This window comes from Pseudomonas fluorescens, assembly GCF_001708445.1.
Classification (GTDB): Bacteria; Pseudomonadota; Gammaproteobacteria; order Pseudomonadales; family Pseudomonadaceae; genus Aquipseudomonas; species Aquipseudomonas gorinensis.
The window spans coordinates 2,931,150-2,953,248 of sequence record NZ_CP015637.1 but is presented as its reverse complement, the minus strand read 5'-3'; the positions used below and the strand labels follow the sequence as shown (position 1 = coordinate 2,953,248).

The 22,099-nt window shown below is 56.3% G+C and carries 17 protein-coding genes and 4 pseudogenes; 8 read left to right on the top strand and 13 right to left on the bottom strand.

Translation table 11 applies throughout. From position 1 onward, the window contains the following. Positions 1 to 89: 89 nt before the first annotated feature. Both A7317_RS29995 and A7317_RS13110 read left to right on the top strand, forming a co-directional pair. Positions 90 to 332: pseudogene (locus tag A7317_RS29995) on the top strand (transposase); the annotation flags it as partial. Between the two features lie 12 nt (positions 333 to 344). Then, positions 345 to 548 (top strand): annotated as a pseudogene (locus A7317_RS13110) (integrase core domain-containing protein); the annotation flags it as partial. Between the two features lie 430 nt (positions 549 to 978). Here the strand turns inward: A7317_RS13110 and A7317_RS30635 are convergent. Both A7317_RS30635 and A7317_RS30630 read right to left on the bottom strand, forming a co-directional pair. After that, positions 979 to 2,283: an MBL fold metallo-hydrolase gene (locus A7317_RS30635; protein WP_155766396.1), complete on the bottom strand. Its 1,305-nt coding sequence runs from the start codon at positions 2,281 to 2,283 to the stop codon at positions 979 to 981. A 115-nt stretch (positions 2,284 to 2,398) separates the two neighbouring features. Further along, entirely contained in the window at positions 2,399 to 2,767 is a 369-nt protein-coding gene (locus tag A7317_RS30630; protein WP_155766395.1) for a hypothetical protein, read from the bottom strand. A gap of 749 nt (positions 2,768 to 3,516) precedes the next feature. Between A7317_RS30630 and A7317_RS13105 the strand changes: the two genes are divergently transcribed. Continuing rightward, positions 3,517 to 4,869 (top strand): AAA family ATPase, encoded by a 1,353-nt coding sequence (locus tag A7317_RS13105; RefSeq protein ID WP_069075998.1) that lies wholly within the window; start codon positions 3,517 to 3,519, stop codon positions 4,867 to 4,869. Then, on the top strand, positions 4,866 to 5,573 hold the full coding sequence (locus tag A7317_RS13100) for an HNH endonuclease (RefSeq protein ID WP_069075997.1): 708 nt from the start codon (positions 4,866 to 4,868) through the stop codon (positions 5,571 to 5,573). Before A7317_RS13105 ends, A7317_RS13100 begins: the two co-directional genes overlap by 4 nt. A gap of 458 nt (positions 5,574 to 6,031) precedes the next feature. Here A7317_RS13100 and A7317_RS13095 read toward each other — a convergent pair whose 3' ends face one another. Beyond that, a complete protein-coding gene (locus A7317_RS13095) occupies positions 6,032 to 6,979 on the bottom strand; it encodes an aromatic alcohol reductase (protein WP_069075996.1) in 948 nt (315 codons plus the stop codon). A 96-nt stretch (positions 6,980 to 7,075) separates the two neighbouring features. Here A7317_RS13095 and A7317_RS13090 point away from each other — a divergent pair, with 96 nt between their 5' ends. Next, positions 7,076 to 7,534 (top strand): winged helix-turn-helix transcriptional regulator, encoded by a 459-nt coding sequence (locus A7317_RS13090; protein ID WP_003429427.1) that lies wholly within the window; start codon positions 7,076 to 7,078, stop codon positions 7,532 to 7,534. 17 nt (positions 7,535 to 7,551) lie between these two features. Here A7317_RS13090 and tnpC read toward each other — a convergent pair. The 10 genes and pseudogenes from tnpC to A7317_RS13035 all read right to left on the bottom strand — a co-directional run bounded on the left by tnpC (position 7,552) and on the right by A7317_RS13035 (position 18,178). Next, positions 7,552 to 9,080 (bottom strand): annotated as a pseudogene (gene tnpC, locus A7317_RS13080) (IS66 family transposase). An 81-nt stretch (positions 9,081 to 9,161) separates the two neighbouring features. Beyond that, positions 9,162 to 9,497, bottom strand: coding sequence for an IS66 family insertion sequence element accessory protein TnpB (tnpB, locus tag A7317_RS31065; protein ID WP_003177794.1), 336 nt, complete (start codon positions 9,495 to 9,497; stop codon positions 9,162 to 9,164). Beyond that, positions 9,494 to 9,826, bottom strand: coding sequence for an IS66-like element accessory protein TnpA (gene tnpA / locus A7317_RS30620; RefSeq protein ID WP_069075993.1), 333 nt, complete (start codon positions 9,824 to 9,826; stop codon positions 9,494 to 9,496). Before tnpA ends, tnpB begins: the two co-directional genes overlap by 4 nt. Positions 9,827 to 10,219: 393 nt before the next feature. Further along, a complete protein-coding gene (locus A7317_RS13065; protein WP_069075992.1) occupies positions 10,220 to 11,638 on the bottom strand; it encodes an aldehyde dehydrogenase family protein in 1,419 nt (472 codons plus the stop codon). 248 nt (positions 11,639 to 11,886) lie between these two features. After that, positions 11,887 to 12,663, bottom strand: a complete 777-nt coding sequence (locus A7317_RS13060; protein ID WP_069075991.1) for an alpha/beta fold hydrolase — start codon at positions 12,661 to 12,663, stop codon at positions 11,887 to 11,889. Between the two features lie 24 nt (positions 12,664 to 12,687). Continuing rightward, positions 12,688 to 13,197: a cytochrome P460 family protein gene (locus A7317_RS13055; protein ID WP_024075435.1), complete on the bottom strand. Its 510-nt coding sequence runs from the start codon at positions 13,195 to 13,197 to the stop codon at positions 12,688 to 12,690. A gap of 24 nt (positions 13,198 to 13,221) precedes the next feature. Continuing rightward, the gene (locus A7317_RS13050; protein WP_069075990.1) at positions 13,222 to 14,295 is read right to left on the bottom strand and encodes an alpha/beta fold hydrolase; all 1,074 of its coding nucleotides are present in this window, start codon (positions 14,293 to 14,295) and stop codon (positions 13,222 to 13,224) included. 63 nt (positions 14,296 to 14,358) lie between these two features. Further along, positions 14,359 to 15,726, bottom strand: coding sequence for an epoxide hydrolase family protein (locus A7317_RS13045; protein WP_024075437.1), 1,368 nt, complete (start codon positions 15,724 to 15,726; stop codon positions 14,359 to 14,361). A gap of 547 nt (positions 15,727 to 16,273) precedes the next feature. Beyond that, positions 16,274 to 17,764 carry an aldehyde dehydrogenase family protein gene (locus tag A7317_RS13040; protein WP_069075989.1) on the bottom strand — a complete coding sequence of 497 codons (1,491 nt, stop codon included), beginning with the start codon at positions 17,762 to 17,764 and terminating at the stop codon, positions 16,274 to 16,276. A gap of 24 nt (positions 17,765 to 17,788) precedes the next feature. Next, positions 17,789 to 18,178: a c-type cytochrome gene (locus A7317_RS13035; RefSeq protein WP_069075988.1), complete on the bottom strand. Its 390-nt coding sequence runs from the start codon at positions 18,176 to 18,178 to the stop codon at positions 17,789 to 17,791. A 244-nt stretch (positions 18,179 to 18,422) separates the two neighbouring features. Here A7317_RS13035 and A7317_RS13030 point away from each other — a divergent pair, with 244 nt between their 5' ends. The 3 genes and pseudogenes from A7317_RS13030 to A7317_RS31555 all read left to right on the top strand — a co-directional run bounded on the left by A7317_RS13030 (position 18,423) and on the right by A7317_RS31555 (position 21,923). Continuing rightward, positions 18,423 to 19,745, top strand: coding sequence for a hypothetical protein (locus tag A7317_RS13030; protein ID WP_069075987.1), 1,323 nt, complete (start codon positions 18,423 to 18,425; stop codon positions 19,743 to 19,745). A gap of 54 nt (positions 19,746 to 19,799) precedes the next feature. After that, a pseudogene (locus A7317_RS31560) lies at positions 19,800 to 21,020 on the top strand (chemotaxis protein); the annotation flags it as partial. Beyond that, on the top strand, positions 21,012 to 21,923 hold the full coding sequence (locus A7317_RS31555; RefSeq protein WP_420492579.1) for a methyl-accepting chemotaxis protein: 912 nt from the start codon (positions 21,012 to 21,014) through the stop codon (positions 21,921 to 21,923). The pseudogene A7317_RS31560 and the gene A7317_RS31555, both read left to right, overlap by 9 nt. Positions 21,924 to 22,099 lie beyond the last annotated feature (176 nt).

Below are 22,099 nucleotides of genomic sequence, written 5' to 3'. Positions count from 1 at the left end.
AAAAAGGTGGTGTAGATATGGATGTAAAGTTCCTCTCGGTTTCGCAAACACAGACGGCGCTCATTGTAGTGGTCTAATGAAACCGGACATCCTCGGGTAAAACGGTGAGACATCGTTTAAACAGAGGTGGGAATCGGTCTGCGAACAACGCCCTATGGACCATTGCGATGGTACGCATGCGAGGTGATCCCAAAACCCAAAGCTACGTCGCCCGTCGTAGTGCTGAAGGTTTGTCTTCCAAAGAAATCCAGCGCTGTTTAAAGCGCTATATCGTCAGGGAGCTATACCCTTTGATCCTGGCAGATTTAGCCGATTCAGCTCGATCTTGTTGACATAGGAGCGTCAACGCGCCGATGGAGCGGGTGTTCAGGAGCCTGAAAACCGAGTGGATACCGACCATGGGCTACACGACGGTCCAACAAGCTCAGCGGGATATCAGCCATTTTTTGATGCACCGATACAACTGGATTCGACCGCACCAATTTAATGGTGGGCTGCCACCGGCTCAGGCCGAGAAAAAACTTAACGTCGTGTCCGGGATTAGTTGACCACTACAAACTCGGCTTGCGATCAATCTCGTAAGAGAGAAAGTTCGACGGTGACATCATGTGCGGACGCTAGGCTTGAATTTGCACTGCGCAAGACAGGCTGGTTACGACGCGACTAGCTCGCGGGATGAGCGTGAGGTACAGATTCAGATCAAGGGCCGTTGCGTTATTAATCTGAGAAAGCTCAACGGGCGGGTGGGGGCTGTTGATACGAATAAAACGTTCGATTCCTGCTGTTGGTGTTGTTGAATTTCGATTTCAATGCATTATCGATGTATGAAGCTTGTCGGGATTCGGTGATGCCAGCTTTTTGTTGAAGCTTGGTTCGAAAGCACGTAACGAATACTGTTCATGGGGATTAGGTTGTTCGTAGTGAGAAAAAAGCGCTCAGGGAGTCCGGTGATCACCCCGTGAGCGCCTTTCACCATATTCAAACTGAAAAAGATACCTTTAATGTAAAACCGCTTTCAGGATTCTCCGAAACATGCCAAAGGCTGCTTTCGTAACTGCGCAGCCGACCCAGCAACAAATTGTGGGGGTGTTTTTCACGACCGGCTGCTGCACAAACAATCATCTCTGAGTTATTTAGTTTCTTGATAACCTCATCGTGAATGCTATCGTTGCTGCCATGGTGGGGCAAAATAAAAACATCTACATTCTTTAGGAGCTTGCCGAACCTCTTAAGCCACGCCGATCTCGTACCGCGCTGGTTTAAATTTGCATCACCCGTACAAATCCACGCACCACCGTTTTTTCTTATAAGTGTATCTTCCGAGTGAATTATTTGATAAGGCTTAGGGAATGGCCAATCGAAGTTTTTATTGGTTCGAGAGATTTTCAAGTTGTTTTTGTGAGCTTGAGGCCCTGAATACAGACTCAGTGAGATTTTATTGTGATCTCTTGATATGATGGAGTAGCAAGCTTTCAATTCTTCGCAGCTTGCCTTGTCACTTAACAACTGGATCAGTTTTTTAGTAAAGGCTTTTGATGCCAGTGAACGCCCCGCGAATGTATGAGGAAACTGTTTTCCTACAGCTCTTCTAAAGCTCGCGATAGCTTCTTTGGGAAATGGATGCACATAAGGGACGAGCAGCCATGAAGGAATTGATTTACCCTTTACCTCCACAGAGATCGATGTATGTTCCCCGAGTGTTCGGACAGTACCGGCACCTGAACGAACAGATTTAGCTTCCTCTACCATTTCTGATCTGATTGTGTATGGGCGACTCGGGTCACCGCCTTCGGGCACGGGCACTATAATGCTATCGGGTTGCCCTTCTGGATCAGGCTCATAAGGAATTACATTAAGTGTATCGTCTGCGCGCTGTACTTGAATGATTTCCTTGACCCCCCGATCGACTAACCATCCAAAGGGGTCTGTCAAAAACGACTGAGTCGACAATCGAAGTGTAGAGTTTCCTGCTGCTTCACATGCGATCATTGTGAGGTGAAGAGCGTCCAGACAGGGAAGAACGACCATGTCAATCTGCACCTGTGCTGCCAGTGCATCAATTCCACTTACATGGTCCACATCTAAATGTGATACAAATAGTATGTCAATTTTTTGAAGCGAACACATCTTCAGCCCTTGTTCGAAGTGCTCTCGATTGATCGAGCCGCAATCGAAAGCGTAGGTGAAAATTCGTGAATGTTCATCCTCTATTTGGCCTATGAGGAATCCACCCTGGCCAACAGGAATCTGTTTGATCGTCGTAATAAATTTTTTTGCGGTCAAGAAACTCTCCTTGTAGTATTCGCATCTACCATCAATGCACACGATGAAAAAATTACGTAAATTCTGAAAAAAATCAAACCTTGCCCACGAGGTTTGATTGATTCGGAGTGAAAAACTAGACTACGCTTGGCACGTTGAATACGGTTGAATCTGTAATTTTTACTAAATGAACTTTATCTCCGCTTTGATTCCATACAGGGCTATTCAAACCCCAATACAGATAGCTGGCGGGCTCCTTCGTATTAGTTTGCCCTTTTTTGTTTAAGCCAGGCTTGGTGGTTAGAAAAATGTACTCATTTTTTTCAACTGTCCAGTCAGGGAACTTAAATACGTGGCGATGTTTATTGCTCGCGACTCCATCAGTGTCGTAGGTGTTATCAAGAATCATATAAGGCTTTAAATTGCATTTATCTAATGCTTGAAGCACAATGTATTCTTTTTTCTCATCGCCTTGATGTAAAACGGTAACTATTTTTATATCCAATTTAATTTTCTCGACGATCTATCTCTGAGGATGGCATGGAGCCATTACTGATGCAGATTAGCCCGAAGTCGGTTTTAATTGAAAGATATTTTGGATCCAAGGATTGCTCGGCCGAATCTCGACGAGGACGGCCTAGTGGCCTGCACCTGTAGGTGATGTGCGCCCCCCCTGGGGCGATTCAACCGCACGCTCTTAAATGGCGATACCAGCTTGCTGACGCGGTCTTAAAATACAGGCTATGGCCAGTCGATTGGGCAAAAGATCTTGGGGTACCTCGAGAGTAGTGGCCACCTGCCAAGTCAACACGATGTCGGATCATGTTGGTCCAATTACCCTCTTTGATAAGATCAATCTGATGGCCTGCCAGGGCTAGAAAAAGCGTATGCACTACAGGATTATTCAGGCAGGGTTCGAGGGATGGCTGGGTTTGTGCTGTGGTTGACCCATTGCTCCTGAGCACCTACTACAAAGGTGTTGGCCTCAATCGGGCGCGTAGCTACATCGTTGTTATTGCTCGCTTGCGAAGCTGAGTTCAGAGCGAGTAGCCGTGTGACCATACCTCGTTAGCAACCCGTTTCGAATTGAGGCTTAAGGCGTTGTATCTTGCTATCATCGACTCATCGACGTGACTCAACATTCCCGCTTGCAGATCCTACGTGTGAGGCCGGGCCGCAGAGATTTTAGAGCGGCAGCACCTTCCTAGAACTCAAGCTGGCCCTGAAGTTCGTACTCACCCAGTTTGGTAACTCATGAAAATCACTGAATTAGTGCTGCACAACTTCCGAAAGTACGACGAAGCCTATCTCCAGTTCAATCCCCAGTTCAACGTCCTGATTGGTAACAATGGTAAGGGCAAAACGACCATACTCGACGCACTGGCGATGCTGCTCAACACTTACTTTCAGGGCGGCAAACTGACGACTGGTGGCGGCACGATCAAGGACTCGGATGCGCGAGCTGTTTTTCAAGAGGTCGAAGGTCAGGTGTTCCGTGAGGCATTTACGGAGGTCTGGCTGGAGGCTGTCTGTCAAACGAACGAAGAACCGCCCATTCGCTGGCGGCGAGATCTGGGTGACCGTGGTAAGAAGGCTAAGGATTTCGTCAGGGTTGGTGCAGAAGCGCGTGAGCGCGTTATACATCAGCCTCATGTGAATCTTCCGCTGCTGCTTTACTACGGCGCGGGGCGACTATGGGATAAGCATGATGATGTAGTGGCGGACAGCCCGTCTTCCCGCCTAACGGGCTACCGTTATTGCCTCGATCCGAAATCGGATCACAAAGCGTTTGAGAAATGGTTCAAACGCTTATCTATGGCAAAGATACAAAAAGGGAAAGACATACCTGCACTGGATGCGGTGACCAATGCGGTGACCTCTTGTATTCCTGGTGCGCAAAATTTCTATTTCGACGCGGGTTACGATCACCTGATGATTGCGTTGGATCATGAAGGCTTAATGCCGTTTGATGATCTCAGTGATGGGTATCGCAATATGGTTGGCATCATTGCGGACATCGCGCACCGTGCCTCACGCTTAAACCCGCATTTAGGTGTGGATGCAGCTATCAAAACTCAAGGGATCGTGTTGATCGATGAAATTGATTTGCATCTGCACCCTAAGTGGCAGCGTCGTGTGGTTTCGGACCTGAAAAATGCATTTCCGCTTCTGCAGTTTGTTGTCTCCTCTCATTCCCCTTTCATCTTGCAGTCTCTAGAGCCGGGGGAAGTTATAGACCTGGAGCGGGGGTTAAAACCCGCTCAAGCGGACTCGATTCCTGATGGTATTGCCGCTCCCGCTTCGGAGGCAAAATACGCTAATCGATCTATTGAGGACATCACCGAAGAGGTCATGAAGATTCCGGTGCCGCAGCGTGGGGAGCGTTACCAGAAAATGCATGAGGCGGCCATTGAATACTTCCGGCTGCTCAATGATGCTGCTGGAGATGTGAGTGATGAGCAGAAGGAAGCTATTAAAGCAGACCTTGACGCACTGTCCGATCCATTTAGTGACAACGTTGCCTATCACGCCTTTTTGACAATGAAGCGATTGGTTTCGGGTATCGATGGTGCTCCTGAGGGAAACCCTAAGGCGGATGATGAATGAGACCAGTCATTCGCGGGGCCTGCCCCACTGGAGCAGATGGAAGGGTTGTCGTATTTAAAGCTTACGCAATGGCTCGGGGTAAGCTTATCGAGCGACTCGGCGAATGTTGTTCCTATTGTGAAGTGCATCTTGATACTAGTTTGGCCATCGAGCATGTCCAGCCGAAGAAACCGCCGGGCGCCATCGCGAATGACCTGGTTCGCGAGCTAAGTTGGGACAACTTTTTACTTGCGTGTACAAATTGCAATAGCACGAAGGACAATAAGGACGTTGTGCTCGATGACTACATGTGGCCGGATCGGGACAACACCTTTCTTGCCTTAATCTACAAGCAAGGTGGGTTGGTCGAAGCCGCACCAGGGCATGACAATGTTCGAGCCACTCGCACGATCCGCCTTGTTGGTCTACACAAAGTTCCTAGCGTTAATGATCAGGAAAATGAAGCATCCGACCGTCGTTGGAACAACCGGCGCGAGGCATGGGACATCGCGCTGGAATCGAAGCAGAACCTTTTTGAGTTGGATCACCCAAAGATGCGCGATCAAATTGTGTTGCAGATCCAAGGTTTCTGGTCCATTTGGATGACGGTTTTCAAAGACGATCCAGATATGCTCAGGCGCATACTGGATCGTATTCCAGGTACAGCGAAACACTGCTTCGATGTTGCCAGTGGATATCAGGCGATTACTCGGGTTCTTCCTTAAGCTATCCGCAGCACAGCTCGGGTAACAGATCGGTAGCATCCGCCTGACTTGGAATGATTTATCGAAATGCTCTTTAGTCAGACGGCCGCTTTCAATAGCGGCCTTTTTTTGGCCTATCAAGCGGTTCCAGGATTCCTGTTGTGTAAGCGTCCGGCAGACACACCTTGACCACACCATTCTCCCCCGTGCTCCTCAAAACCACGCTCATTTGCAAGGCTTTAGTAAGCGCTTGGTTAAGTCACCGTGGTTCGGAATTCGCGCTTAGAAAACTCAATAGATAGTGAAGTGGGACGCCTCAGACCTCGGCAGATGGTGCGGATAAGATAAAGATTCGGTCGTCTTGGATTACCAGACCCATTCTCCGCGCCTTAGCTTCGGTTATCAGCGCCCATTATCAGACTGAGGAGCTTTTTAGCAGGTCAACTCCGAGCGCGAGAACGTTCGTTCAGCTACTGCCCTTATGCTGATGAGGTTGCCAGATTTGCACGGGCCCACTCCTCAGCGGTCGTGACTTGAGTCGACTGCTGCGCGTTGAAAGTGCCTGCTTTAGGCCAGGCCACGCCTCTGCCCTGGGCGAACACAGCGCGGTACTTCTTGATGTGATGCGTTGGGTCTCTCTCCAATTCTTGGAGCAAGTACGGAACAGTCCACACGTTACGTTTGAACGGGCGACCCAGTACACGTTCGAGGAGGCTCGCAACCTCTCCGTACGTCACTGTATCTCCCGAGAGGTACACAATCTGATCGCGGAAGCGAGGTTCGAAGAAAACAATTTCCGCTGTCAACGCACCAATGTCTTCTGGAGTCGTGAGCGTCACGCTGGTCTCAAGACTGCCTAGCGCGTTCACGGTATCGTTTTCGAAGTCAACCACCTCGAATACTGGCTCGAATAGAAAGCTGGTGAACATACCCGTCGAGATGATTACCCATTCAGTTTTATCCTGGGCGCGAAGCAATTCGCGTACATCAAGCTGAGCATCGAACAGATCTTGAGGACTGCCCCGACCGATTACCTCGAAGTCGACACCAAACTGCCAAGGAAAGTAGCGCTTCACACCGGACTTGAGAGCTGCTGTAGCCAGCTTCATCGGGGTTTCCCGGCCTGCAACCATGCCTGCGCAGCCTATTACGGTATCGAACCGTGCGAACACTTCAGCCAACTGATCGATTGAATTATTCACGAGATCTGCGGCCACCATCTGGATGCCAAAATCTCGAAGCTCATCGATTTCGACCTTTTTCTCGGGCACCTGAGTGTTGATGGTCGAATCCCTGAGCAGGACGCTGATTGTGGAGCCGGGCGCGCGCTTTGCTACTCGCGCAAGATTGCGCAGAACCGGCAGCCCAAGCTCACCGGCGCCTAGAACGAGAATGGATTGGGGGGAAAGCTGGGTCACTTCGGTCATGATTTCTCCTGAGACCTGTTGCCTGTAAGATGAACAAATGCTTGCACGATTAGGCAACGTTCGTAAGAAGGCACACCTGTGATACCAGAGAATGAAATGACCGATCAGGAGGCTCTCAGCCAGGCAGAAACAATTTGCCGAACGCTTAGAGAAGACGATGATGGCGTCAGACGAGAAGTGCTTGCTCACGCAGGTAGCCGCTGGTCGTTAGGTATTCTGCATGCCCTGGGGGTTTACGGCACGATGCGCCATGCCGAAATAAAAAGGCAGATGACTGGGGTGACTCAGCGGATGTTAACCAAGACGCTACGCTCCATGGAGCGGGATGGGCTAGTGGTTCGGCGGGAGTTCGGTGAGATTCCGCCACGTGTCGAGTATGAGCTGACGCCGCTGGGTATGGGACTGTTGATCCGCATGTCACCTATCTGGACTTGGGTTGTCGAGAACGTTGAGGATTTCCGCAAGGCGCGGCGTATTTTCGACAGTCAGGATGACAAAAAACCCGCATGGCAAATACCTCCATCGACACCATTAGATTCAGACGCGTCGGACTGAATGTAGCTCATAGCGTGTTAGGAGCCCTGTGCCCATTGATGCGGTAGTAATTGGTCAATTGCACTGGCCCTCTGTGTCGGCAACCGCGTCAGTACATCCTTGAGATACGCGAACGGATCATGCCCATTCATGCGTGCCGATTGAATCAAGCTCATAATTGCCGCCGCTCGTTTACCGCTGCGCAGTGATCCGGCGAAGAGCCAATTCGAACGGCCAAGGGCCCAAGGCCGGATCGTATTTTCGACCCGATTGTTGTCGATGGGCACAGCACCATCATTGAGGTAGCGCGTCAGCGCTACCCAGCGTTTCAGGCTGTAATCCAGAGCCTTGGCTGTGGCCGAGCCCTCGGGCACAAGTTCGCGCTGAGCCAGCATCCACTCATGCAACTTCTCCGCGATAGGAATCGCCATTTCTTGACGTAATCGCCAGCGATCTTCATCGCTCATCTCTTTGGCCTTTCGTTCAACCTCGTATAGGCCGCCGATTGAGTGCAGCGCCTGTTCGGCCAGTTGGCTTTTGTTCGCCACATGCAGGTCGAAGAACTTGCGGCGAGCATGGGCATGCAGCCGATTTCGGTGATGCCCCCTTCGAAGCCGGCCTTGTAGCCTGCGAAGCCATCGCAGACCAGCTTGCCGTTCCAAGTGCCCAGGAAGTTGCGCGCATGTTCGCCAGCACGGCTCGGGCTGAAGTCGTAGACTACCGCCTTCAGTGCCGAGAATGGTGTCGTGCAGTAGGCCCAGACATACGCTCGGTGCGTTTTCTTTTCACCCGGTGCCAGCATCTGCACGGGTGTTTCATCGGCATGGACGACTCGCTGGGCCAGCACTGCCTCGCGCAGTGCTTCCACGAGCGGTTGCAGTTGTACGCCGGTTTGACCCACCCACTGCGCCAGTGTCGAACGGGCGATGGGCAGCCCGGCGCGGCCGAAGATTTTCTCTTGGCGATACAGCGGCAGATGGTCGGCGAACTTGGCCACAATGATGTGGGCCAGCAGGCCTGCGGTCGGGACGCCTTTGTCGATGACGTGCGCCGGTACCGGCGCCTGGATTAGCGTTTCACACTGCTCGCAGGCCCACTTTCCACGGATGTGACGCTCGACGGTGAATACGCCGGGCGTGTAGTCGAGCTTTTCGCTGGCGTCTTCGCCGATGCGCTTGAGGGCGCAGCCGCACTGGCAGTGGCTGTTGTCCGGTTCGTGATGGATCAGTGTGCGAGGAAACTGCGGTGGCAGCGGTGCGCGCTTGGGTTGCTGGCGCACTTTGGCTTCGACAGGTGCCGGTTGCAGCGCCTCAAGTTCGGCTTCGATAGCGGCGATATCCGTATCGATCAAGTCGTCGAGCAGGCTGGCTTGATCCGGGCTCAACTGCTCGCTGCGCTTGGCAAACTTGAAGCGTTTGAGCAGCGCGATCTCGTGGGCCAGTTTCTCGTTGACCGACTTGTGATGAGTGATTTGCTTGTCCATTGTCTCGACGCGCTGGATCAACTGCGCCGCCAGGGCACGCAGTTGTTCAGGGTTTAATTGATCGAGATTTGGATGCAAAGTCATGCCGCCGATTTTGCCAGAGAGGGCTGATGGCGACGATAGACTTATGGGCCAATTGCGCTGGCAAGCACGCCATGGCAGATGTTAAAGCATCGAGATGATTCCGCCTGCACCGACGCGCTGCCAAGGTAAACCGAGCACCAGGGCCTGAAGTTGCTCGGCATCCAACTCAACTTCGGAGCCGTGTCGCACACCCGGCCAGAAGAAGCGTCCTTGATTCAAACGCCGGGCGGCAAGCCAAATCCCCACGCCGTCATGCACCAGCACTTTCATTCGATTGGCGCGGCGGTTGGCGAACAGATAGGCACAGTGCGGCTTCGCCGCACCGAACACCGCCACGACTCGTGCGAGCGCGGTTTCAGTGCCGGCGCGCATGTCCATGGGCTCGGTGGCGAGCCAGATGGAATCGACGCGGATCATCGCAGCAGGTCTCGTAGGAAAGCAGAACACGCCGCTGCATTTTCTGCTGGCCAACTCACCACGACTACACCTTTTGGATGCGGCACTTCGATTCGGATCGTGGCAGGAAGGGCCTGATGCATCGGCACCGGCGGCGAAGTCTTGACCGGGATGAAGGCAGTTTGCAGTGCCAGGCTTTTCTGCGCATGCACCCGAATCCATTTATGGACGAGGTTTGCATTGAGGTTGTGGGTCAAGGCGACATTGGCAATTGAAGTGTCAGGATGGGCGCACTCAGTAATGACCTGGGCCTTGAAGGACTTGGAATAGGAACGGCGTTCTTGTGGCATGGGCGTCCGCTTAAAAAGGCTAAAAATGGTGTCCACTTAAATTTAGGTGGACACCATCGCCTTAACCGATGGCATCAGGAAGATGTGTTGCTCGGACGGTTACCCTGTTGTACTGAATCGCCTCGGATTCTCTAGACGCCACGCAAGCGTAACCCGTGCCACCATCGAACATACCTCCAGCAACACTGGAAGGACAAATAAAGCTCGGGTTGACGAGGCTAATGACGGGGAAAGCTGGGTCTATGAACATCAATCGGTGAACAGTTGCGTTCATTTCAAGGGTATTGAGCTAGTATTCTTGGGCTGTTGACCTGCTTATGAACATCTAACATCGCCCACTTGTTCAATTGCGTGTCATGCCAGGTTACTGGGCAATCTCCCGCCACCCCCAGGCTAATCGGACACGATGCTTTTGGCCTCAAGAAATGCTTCCAGCCCAAAGACTCCAAACTCCCGACCGACACCGGACTGCTTTACCCCGCCGAACGGCGCCAGCAGCTCTGGCGAAATTCTGTTGATCAACACCGAGCCGGCCTGCAGTTGGGTTGCCAGGCGTTGGGCACGTTCCAGTTGCCGGGAAAACACATAAGCTTGCAAACCGTAGATACTGGCATTGGCAATAGCGATCGCTTGTTCTTGCGAGTCATACGCAATGATCGATAGCACCGGGCCGAAAATCTCCTCTTGCGCGATGTCCATGTCACTGCTGACGTCGGCAAAGACCGTAGGCCTGACGAAATAGCCCTTATCCAAGCCGGTTGGTCTGCCCTCCCCGCCGATAATCAACGTCGCGCCTTGCGCCTGCCCGCGGCGGATGAAAGCTTGTACGCGGTCGAATTGGGCGCGATTGACCAGCGGCCCGAGCGCAGTGGCCGGATCCTGCGGATTGCCGACGACCATCGCTCCAACCAGGCTTTTGACGCGGTTGATAATGTCCTCGGCGTGCGTGCGTGGCACCAGCAGACGTGTGCCGGCGACACATGCCTGACCGTTGTTCATGAACGCAGCATTCAGAGCCAGGGGAATGGCGATGTCGAGATCGGCGTCATCCAGGATGATAGAGGCCGACTTCCCCGTGAGCGACAGACTCACTCGCTTCATGGTCTCGATTCCGGCGCGTGCAATGAGCTTTCCGGTGGCGGTGGACCCGGTGAATGAAACTTTCGCGATGAGTGGGCTGGCGCTGATTTCGTCACCCACATCACTGCCGCGTCCCAACAGAATGTTGAAAACCCCTTTGGGCAACTCTGCGCGATGCAACGCTTGGGCGAGCACGGTGGTCTGCAAGGGGCTCAACTCGCTCGGTTTGATGACCGAGGCACAGCCAGCCGCAATGGCCGGTGCCAGTTTGTTGCATATCGTCCCGGCGGTGCTGTTCCAGGGGGCAAACAGCGCCGCGACTCCGACCGGCTCCATCACCACGGTAGCGTCACCGACCGAACGACTCAGGTCGAAGTGTTTCAACACCTGCGCCGCATTGGTAAATGACTGCGAGGCGTAGCGACTGACCCATTGCGCACGGGCAAACGGCGCACCGTACTCTTCGATGGCGGTATCGCGAATTTCATTCGTGCTCGCCAGCACGGCAGCCTGCAACTGCTCGAGCATGTCGATACGCTCGGCCTTGGAGGTGCGGCCCATCGCGACTTGAGCACGCGAAGCCGCCGCGATAGCGCGCTTGGCATCTTCACGATCAGCCAGGGTGAGCGTACCGATGACCTCCCCGGTAGCCGGATTGATGCATTGCACCGTTTCATTGCCCTGAACGGGAACGAATGCTCCATCAATGTAACTGTGATTGATCTTCCACATCGTGGCGTACCTGATTGATTGCGGTTGCCCGCGATAAGCACAACGCCCGGTATGCCCAGGCGTTGGCCTCGTCGTCGCCCCACCCTCTCCCGCTTTTCAGCCGGGCATCGGCTCACGTGCGCCCCTCCGGATGACGGGCGCGGAAATCTGCAGCCTCCCGAATGGGCCCTCTTTGGAAAGGTTACTTACGAAACACGGAGGGGGATGATCAGAGCGATGTCTCCCACTGCCGCTTCGCCCTTGGCGTGTTACTTCGCCGTGGCGGCTTTTTCGATTAGGCGGGCAACCGGTTCCGGGTTCGATACCATCACGACATGTGAAGCGCCCTTGACCACTTCCACGGCTTTGGCAGCTGCGCGCTTGGCCATGAACGCCATGGCTTGTGGTGGAATGTTCTTGTCCTTGTCGCCGTAGATGTACCAGGACGGAATATGCTTCCAGGCAGGGCTGCCGGACGCTTCATTGAGCGCCGCTTCCGTTACCGGACGTTGGGTGGCGGCCATCAATGCCGCCTCTTTCGCGGGGACGTCCGCGGCGAACTGGTTGTGAAATTTGTCCTGCTGGATGTACAAGTCCTTGCCCCCATCGGCCAGTGGTACAGGCGCAGCCAGCGTTGGGCCCAGCGTGCTGCCTGGGAATTTGCCGGCCAGCCCGGCGACGGTTTCCCCGGCCTCAGGTGCAAACGCACTGACGTAAACCAGGGCTTTGACGTTGACATGATCGTTGGCCGCATCACTGATAACGTTGCCGCCATAGGAGTGGCCGACCAACACCACCGGCGAATGAATGCTCGTCAGCAATGCCGAGATTGCCGAACCATCGCTCTTTACACCGCGCAATGGGTTGGCAGCGGCAACCACCGGGTAACCGTCCTTCTCGAGAATCTTCACGACGCCATTCCAACTCGACGCATCGGCAAAGGCGCCATGTACGAGCACAATCGTGGGTTTTTCAGTTTGCGACCAGGCGTATGTCGCCATGCTCAGGCTGACGGCGACGGCCAGTGCGGTTAATACCTTTTTCATTGCTAACTCCGGGTTTGACGGGAATCAGGGGGCGAAGCGAGTGAAGACAAAGTCGTGATTCCGCACTCGCGCCTGGTGACAGGCGAAGCAGGTTTCGTGTTGGGCTTCATCGGCCGGTTTACCGTTGATAAACCGCCCGAATCCCCAACCACCGGTTGCTGCATATTTTTTCGAGTCCTTGACCATCACCTGCACGGTCGTGGCCGGCCCCGGGATGGACGCCGGCTCGAATTCCGGGGACTGCACATGTTTCCAGGCCAGCTTTACCAGCACCGTGCCATCGGGGAATGGCAGCGTTGAGTCCTGATAAGCCTTGATGGCCGAGTCATTGCCCAGCACGGCTCGCAGTTCATTCAGGGGGGCTGCTTCCTGCGCCGGCGCAATCAGCGGCCATAGGCGGTAGTTTTCAGGCAATTTCACGCCATAGATCGGTGAGGCGTCGCCAGTACTGGCGTCGCCCGAGGCAACACCGGTAGCGGTCAACGCTGCGATTGCAATGGCAGCCGACATCGCGGCAAGAAATTTCAGCTTCATCATCGCCATCCTCTCAGCCGGTGTTCAAAGATGATCGGCATCGATCACCGCCTGGGCGAAGGCTTTCGGCGCTTCCTGCGGCAAGTTGTGACCAACACCGCCGGTGAGCAATCGGTACTCATACTTGCCAGTGAAGCGCTTGGCGTACGCTTCGGCAGGTGGGTGCGGTGCGCCGTTCGCATCACCTTCCAGGGTGATGGTGGGCACGCTGATGGATGGAAATACCGCGAGTTTCTTCTCCAGCGCGTCGTATCTGGCCTCGCCCTTGACCAACCCCAGGCGCCAGCGATAGTTGAAAATCGACACGGCCACGTGATCAGGGTTTTGCAAGGACGCCGCGCTACGCTCATAAGTGGAGTCGTCGAAATTCCACTGTGGCGACGCCAGCTTCCAGATGAGCTTGGCGAAGTCATGGGTGTTTTTCTCGTAGCCCAGGCGCCCGCGCTCGGTCGCAAAGTAGAACTGGTACCACCACTGCAGTTCGGCGGCTGGCGGCAATGGCGCCTTGCCCGCCTCTTGGCTGCCTATCAGGTAACCGCTCACAGCGACCAGGGCTTTCACTCTTTCCGGCCACAGTGCGGCAACGATATCTGCAGTGCGGGCGCCCCAGTCAAACCCACCCAGCACCGCCGTCTTGATCTTCAGCGCGTCCATGAAGTCGATCAGGTCAGTCGCCAGCGCAGCAGGTTGACCATTGCGAACTGTCTTGGCCGAGAGAAAATGCGTATCGCCATAACCCCGCGCAGAAGGGATCAACACTCGATATCCCTTGTCCGCCAAAGCAGGAGCGACATCAGCGTATGCGTTGATATCGTAGGGCCAGCCGTGCAACAAAATGACCACAGGGCCATCGGCTGGGCCGAGTTCCGCGTAAGAAATGTCCAGCAGCCCCGCTTTCACATGCTTAAGAGCACCGAGAGAGGTGTGGGCTCCCGGCGTGATAGCCCCAATGGTGGACGCGGGTACATCAGCCGCGCTGGCTTGGGAAAAACCGACAGCCACCGCTGCGAATTGCAGCACCGCTGCTGCCAACAGCGATGGGGCAAGACCCCGCAGGCGGCTGGATTTATTTTGGTTGTTCAGCAAGGTCATCTCCATGGTGCTTCTCCGTAGCGAGCCGCCGAATAGCGGCTCGGTTGTGTTGACTGGATTGCGTGTGAGCTACTGGGCTGTCTTCGTTGCGCTCAGCTTGGCGCGCAGCGGCCGGAAGGCCTCCCGCAACTCTTCGCTGAACAATTGAGGTTGCTCCCAGGAGGCGAAGTGGCCGCCCTTGTTAACCTGGCTGTAGTAGGAAAGTGATGGGTAGGCGCGTTGCGCCCAGCTTTTTGGCGCCTGATAGATCTCGTGCGGGAAGACCGTGATCGCCACCGGCACCTTGATGCTTGCGGTGTTCTGCGCGGCAGCGCTGAAATTGTTGTTGTTGTTTTCCCAGTAGAAACGCGATGACGATGCGCCTGCGTTCGTCAGCCAGTACAGGCTGATATCGTCCAGCATCTCGTCACGGGTCAATACCCGTTCAGGCTGACCATCACTGTCCGTCCACGCGGCGATTTTTTCGTACATCCACGCCGCAGTACCGGTAGGCGAATCGGCCAGCAGGTAACCGATAGTCTGCGGGCGCGTAACCATCATCGCGCCGTATGCTGCATTGCGGCCGAAGAAGGTGCTCAAGGAATCAAACGCCTTGCGTTCAGGCTCAGTGAGCCCGACAGGGGCCGGGTCACCACTATTGATCGGCTTGACCAATTCGGGCGGGATGGTGGCCGGCATGTTCAAGTGAATGCCCAACAGACCCGGCGGATTCAGGCGGCCTAATGCATCCGATATCACCGAACCGTGATCTCCGCCCTGGGAAACATAGTGGGTATAACCCAGACGCTTGATGAGCACATCCCAAGCCTTCGCGACTCGATCCGGCCCCCAGCCCAATTCAGTTGGCTTACCGGAAAAACCGTGTCCCGGAATCGATGGAATGATCACGTCGAACGAATCTTCAACCTTACCGCCGTAAGCAACGGGATCCGTCAGCGGGCCGATAGTCTTCAGGAACTCAAACTGTGAGCCTGGCCATCCGTGTGTCAGAAGCAGCGGCATCGCGTTGGGGTTTCGCGAGCGAACATGGATGAATTGAATATCGACGCCGTCGATAGTCGTGATGAATTCAGGCAGCGCATTGAGCTTTGCTTCGGCCTTGCGCCAGTCATAGCCGCTGCCCCAATACTTCACCAGCGCCTGGACCTGGGCCAACTGCACGCCTTGGGAAACGTCATTGACGGTCTCTTTGTCCGGCCAGCGGGTCGCCGCAATGCGCTTTTTCAGATCGGTCAATTGAGCTTCATCGACGTGAATTCGATAAGGTCGAATCGATTCGGGATTGGTCGAGGCCGAGCTGGCAACTGACGCATCGGCGGCCGGGCCAGCAGCCCAGGCACCACCGCTGCCGGCTATCAGGGCCAACCCCAAAACGCCCATTCTCACGGAAGAAGCCAGACAATGGCGCCAGGTGAAACCGAACGTAGCTGCAGGCATTTTGAATTTCCTATAAGTCATAGGTCGACAACGTCGCGAAACGCGCAGAGACAGCCGCGAGTTAAATGAGTCATCCATTGGAGAAGGTTTGCGCCTTCTCGATGGGTTCATTTAAAGCCCCGCAGGTATCCCGTATGTGTCATCAACCGACTTAAAAGAATCGCTGTGTATCTATCCAAAGCGCAGATACAAAACAATACAAACCGACCACTCGCTCATCAGAAAAGCCAATGCCCCGACTTGCCGGGGCATTGGCTTTTCTGGGATGTGGAAAACATAAGGGCTTTTCAGCCCATCAAGCCCGGCAAAGGGCATCGAGACCGCGTCGATTGCCAGGCGGCATGACTACCCAAGGAACGGGCAGATACCCCGCTCAACTTCACGCCCCTCCACGCTTGAACCTGGGAATGTCCAATCCCAAGCTCTCGCAGAACGCAACTCAGCCCTCGTGACTAGATAGGCGAACATCGGCAGTGCGAGGATCGATACCCGGTACCAAACCCACGGGTATCGCCCCCTTTCACTTCAGCGATCAAAAAAGTCGCAATCAATGCGCAATGCACACCGATTTCAGCTCGGTGCAAGCCTCGATCACCGCCCGCCCAAACTCGCGCCCCATGCCAGACTGCTTGACCCCGCCAAACGGCATCGCCGGGTCGAGCAGCACGTGTGCGTTGATCCACACGGTGCCAGCTTCGATGCGGGGTACCAGGTTCAGTGCCTTGGTCAGGTCGTTGGTCCATAGGCTGGCAGCCAGGCCGTAGGGGTTGTCGTTGGCTTGGGCAATGGCCGCGTCTTCGTCGTCGAACGCCATCACCGCCAGCACCGGGCCGAACACTTCTTCTCGGGCGACCGCCATGCTGTGGTCCACATCGGCCAGCAGGGTCGGCTGCACGTAGAAGCCCTCCCCTTCATGCAATTGGCCGCCGCACACCACGCGCGCGCCTTGAGCGCGTGCCTGCTCGATGTGTTTGAGCACGCTTTGTTGCTGCTTGCGCGATACCAACGGGTTGATTACCGCATCGCTGTCCATACCCGCGCCCATCGGCAACGCCGATACTGCTGCCGCGAGGCCGTTGACGAATGCGTCGTGGATCGAGCGATGTACGTAGAAGCGCGATGCCGCTGCACAGACTTGGCCGTTGTTCAGCAGGCCGCCGAGGATTGCGCCCTGGATGGCTTTGTCGAGGTCGGCGTCGGCGAGCACGATCATCGGGTTCTTGCCGCCCAACTCCAGGGCAAACCGGGTCATGTTCTGCATGCACGCCACGCCGACGCTCTTGCCGACTGCGGTTGAGCCGGTGAACGACACTTTGCTCACCAGCGGGTGCGTAGTGAGCACGCCACCCACCGAGGCTCCGCCGCCGGTCACGACGTTGAACACACCCGCAGGAATGCCGGCCTCTATCGCAAGTTCAGCCAGGCGCATGGCGGTCAGCGGGGTTTCCATCGCCGGCTTGATGATCACCGTGCAGCCCGTGGCCAGGGCCGGCATCAGCTTCCAGGCGGCGATCATCAGCGGGAAATTCCACGGCACGATACCGACCACCACGCCCACGGGTTCGCGTTTGGTAAAGGTGGTGAACTTCGCCCCGGGTGGCAGCGGGATCGAAACGTCAAAGGTCTGCCCTTCGATCTTGGTGGCCCAACCAGACATGTAGCGCATGAATTCAACCGTGGCGTTCAGGTCCAGGGCCCGCGACATGTTGATCGACTTGCCCTGGCTCAACGTCTCCAGTTGCGCCAGCTCTTCGGCATGCTCTTCTACCAGGCGCGTGAAGTTCAGCAGGATGCGTTCGCGGTCGGCGGGACGCAAACCAGACCACACGCCGGACTTGAACGCCGCATGGGACGACTGCACGGCACGTTCGATCAGCTCGGGCGGGGCGTCCAGGGTTTCACACAGGGTCTGGCCGGTTGCCGGGTTGACCACCGCAATTCGCTGCCCTTCGGCAAAGACCCACTGGCCATCAATCAAGCAGCCGTGGCGACGGTCAAGGAATGCAGCAACCTGCGGCAGGACTTTAACGTTGCTCATGATTCACCTTCCGTTCCAATACGTTCACTGTTGTTGTTTGAGGTAGCACACGACCGCCTCGCGATCGCCCGCGTCGGCCAGGCCCATGTAGGGCATATAAGTGCCCGGCAAGTAGGCCTGGGGCTGGGTGATGAATTGGGTGATGGTCTCGGCCTGCCAGTCGATGGCTTTGTCGCGCATAGCCTGGGAGTAGTTGAACCCGGTCAACGTGCCGGATTTGCGTCCGATCACACCCGATAGATTCGGCCCCATCATGCCGGTTGTGCCTTTGCTCACCGCATGGCAAACCGCACATTCCCGGGCGAAAACCTCGGCGCCTTGATGGAGGACCGGAGCGCATTCGCCCGCCAGCACGGCATGGGCGAAGGTCAATGACAGCAAACCGACAAGGGGCAACCGCAGAGAGCAGAACATAAGCAAGCAACCTTTCAATCCAGGGAATCGCCGAGGGTTCGGCAGGGTTGTCGCGATTGTCGGTGCTCGTTGCACGCCCGGGTTTTCCCTGCGTGCCAGTTACTTTGGCCGGCCTGCCAAACCGTGCAATCTGGCAAGCACAACCAAGGCTTTGGCAACCACACAAAAGGCCGCAAAAGTTCCGCGCCTTAGTATCGAAAAGGAGCGCAAACCCGCGTTCAAGAACAAAAACGGATGCCCCCTCATGCTCAAGTCTCCCAAGCTTTGCACGTCGACTCTCGCCCTGCTGCTCAGTGCCGGGCACGCCCACGCGTACGAACTCTACGGCGATGGTGACAGCCATCTGAATGCCACGCTCGAAGCGGTATTCGGCCTGTTCCACAGCCAGGAAAACTACGCCCCGTCCGGCCGCCTGAGCCAAGGTTCTTCAGCGTGGCGCGAGGGCTATATCAAATATGGCTTGAGCTTCGACAAGGACCTGGCCGGCAAGGGCACCGCCTATGGCGCGGCCAACATACTGAGCTCCGGCACCTGGGGCGACGGCGATGCCGCAGGCTTCAGCGACGGTTCCGAGCGCCGCACACAATTTGAAGACGCGTATCTCGGCTGGCGCTCCGGCAAGGTGTTCGAAGCCTTGGGAGACGACGGCGTAGACCTGTCTTTCGGTCGACAGAACATCGTGGTCGGCGACGGCTTCCTGATCAACGGCGACGCCTTGAATATGGGCAAGGGCCTGGCCGACGGCGAATACAATCGCGGCGGCGCCTACTACCTGGCAGCGCGCAAGGCCTTCGACCAGACCGCCGTGCTCCGCCTGGGCGGCAAGCAAGGATGGCGGAGTGACTTGATGTGGCTCAAATCCGATAACCGCGCCCAGGCCAAGACTGAAATGTACGTCGGCACGCTCGAACACGTGGCCCCCGAGGGGACCGTGGGCCTGACCTACATCGACAGCACCAAAGTCGACATGCAATACGCCTCCCCCATCCAGGCGGAGCGCGACGGCATGAAGACCTATAGCCTGCGCGCCCAGGGCAATGCCGGGGTGACCAATCTCTTCCTGTCCGGTGAATACGCCAAGCAGAACAAGCCCAACACCGCCAGTGAAAACGCCTGGTACCTTGAAGCCGGCTGGACCTTTTCCGACATCGCCTGGGCGCCAAGTGCCAACTATCGCTACAGCCGCTTCTCGAAAGGTTTCGACCCGCTCTTCTACGGCCTCAACCGTGGCTACGGAACTTGGTTCCAGGGTGAGGTGGCAGGCAACTATGCCGGCCCGTTCAACACCAACTCGCGCATCCAGTCGGTCACGCTGAAAGCCGCCCCCCTGGAAAGCGTCAGCATTGGCGCGGTGCTGTTTGCCTTCGACACCCTCGACCGCGACCAGGGCAATACCGATGGTCACGAGATCGACCTGTTCGCCGAATGGCGGGTGAACGCGCACCTCACGGTGATGCCGCTGATAGGCCTCTACCAACCGGACAAGAGCGCCGAAAACGGCGGCACCCAACTGGGTAATAACGACAGGAATGTCTACAGCCAACTGGTCTTCGCCACCACCTTCTAACCCCGGCCGGTGCAGTGGCATACGCCATTGCACCGGTGGAATAAGGCTTATCCGATGCACATAAAACGCCTGACGATTCAGAGCAAGATCACCCTGCTCGCCGGCCTCTGCCTGCTATTGGTAGTCGGCATGTTGATGGGGTTGTCACTCTACCAAACCCATCAAAGTCGCCAGCAAGTCGACCAAGCCAGCACCGCGATGCTGGCCGATGCGGCTAGGGAGCATATGCAGGCCCTGGGTAAATTGCAGGCGATGCAGGTGCAGCGCACGTTCACGCTGACCCACGAGTACGGCCAAGGCTTGTCACGGTACCTGCTGTACCTGCGCCAACTGCACGCCAAGGGCACCCTGACGCGCCAGCAACTGCGCGAGGAAGTGACCCGGCAGGTTCACCAGGCCCTGATCGACAAGCCCGACCTCCTGGGGATTTACGTTATATTCGAGCCCGATGCATTGGACGGCGCCGACATCGACTTTGCCAACCAGCCTGCACTGGGCAGCAACGACGCTGGGCGCTTCTCACTCTACTGGGTGCAAAGCCAACCCGGCGAACTACAAGCCGTCGTCGGCGAAGAAGCACTACTTGCCAACACCGCCCCAGGCCCCAGCGGCGCGCCCTACAACGCGTTCTACACGTGCGCCCGCGACAGTCGCAAAGCCTGCGTGCTGGAGCCGTACTTCGATGAAGCTTCCGGCAGCCGCAAGTTGGTCACCAGCGTTGCGTTCCCCTTGTTGGAGAATGGCAAGGTCATCGCCGTGGTCGGTCTGGATATCAACCTCGCCGACTTGCAACACAAAAGCGAAGCCAGTGCTCAGCAACTGTTCGGTGGCCAGGGCCAGATCAGCATCGTCAGCCCGCTCGGGGTGATCTCGGCCAACAGTCAAGACGTCAGTCGCCTGGGCACATCCGAAGCGGCAGGCATCATGGATGCCCTGCGCCAAGGCCAGCCCCAGGTGTTTGTCGACCCGCAACAGATCAAAGTGCTTGAGCCGTTGCCGCCGATTGCCGACGTAGCGCAATGGGGCGTGCTGGTCAGCGTACCGCAGGCCGTGTTGCTGGCGCCGGTCACGGCACTGCAATACGAACTGGATGGGCAGAGCGCCCGCAGCAAGGTGTTGGAGCTATTGCTGGGCGGCGGCTCGGCACTGCTTGGTCTGTTACTGATCTGGTACACCGCGTTTCGCATCACCCGCCCGCTGCAGGTGCTGACGCGGGTCATGGAAGACATCTCCTTGGGCGAAGGCGACCTGACCCGCCGCCTGGACGTGCACTCAAGGGATGAACTCGGCCAACTCGCGACGGCGTTCAACCGTTTCGTCGAGCGCATTCACCAGTCGATCCGCGAAGTGTCATCAGCCGCGCTGGGCGTGAATGAAGGGGCTAAGCGCGTACTGCTGGCATCCAACTCGTCGCTGCGCAACTCGGACGAACAATCCCAGCGAACCAACAGCGTGGCCGCCGCGATCAACCAACTGGGGGCCGCCGCCCAGGAAATCGCCAGCAACGCCGCCGTCGCCTCGCAGCAAGCCTCCGCCGCGCGGCAACAAGCCAGTGACGGTCACGAAGTGGTTCAGCATACGATTCAGTTAATCAACGAACTGTCCGGCAAGATCAGTACCTCGCGCGCCAATATCGAGGTGCTTAACGACAAAACGGTAAACATCGGGCGGATCCTCGAAGTGATCAAGAGCATTTCCCAGCAGACCAACCTGCTGGCGCTCAATGCCGCCATCGAAGCCGCCCGCGCAGGAGAAGCCGGTCGTGGCTTCGCGGTAGTCGCTGACGAGGTACGCAGCCTGGCCCATCGCACCCAGGAGTCGACCCAGGAGATCCAACAGATGATCGAAACCCTGCAAGTCGGCGCCCGCGACTCCGTCACCACCATGATCGAGAGCCAGCAACACAGCGAATCCAGCGTCAGCACCGTCCACCTGGCCGGCCAACGCCTGGGCAGCGTGACGCAACGCATCGGTGAAATCGACAACATGAACCAATCGGTCGCAGCCGCCACCGAGGAACAGACCGCCGTCGTCGAAGCGTTGAATGTGGACATCACCGAGATCAACCTGCTGAACAGCCAGGGCGTGGAAAACCTGCAAGCGACCCTGCTGACCTGTACAGAGCTGGAACGACAAGCCGAGCGGCTAAAGCAGTTGGTGGGGAGCTTTCGGATTTGAACCTCCCCGTTAATCTGAAACGCTCCGCCAGCCGACGCCCCATGCCCAGCAACTGGCACACACACACAAACGGTTGGCACGCAGCCTAATTCCCGCACCCGCCGACCCAGGCAGAATCGAACTGCAGCACTCTGCCACCGCGATCTGCACGAACAATAACCAAGGGAGTTCCCCCG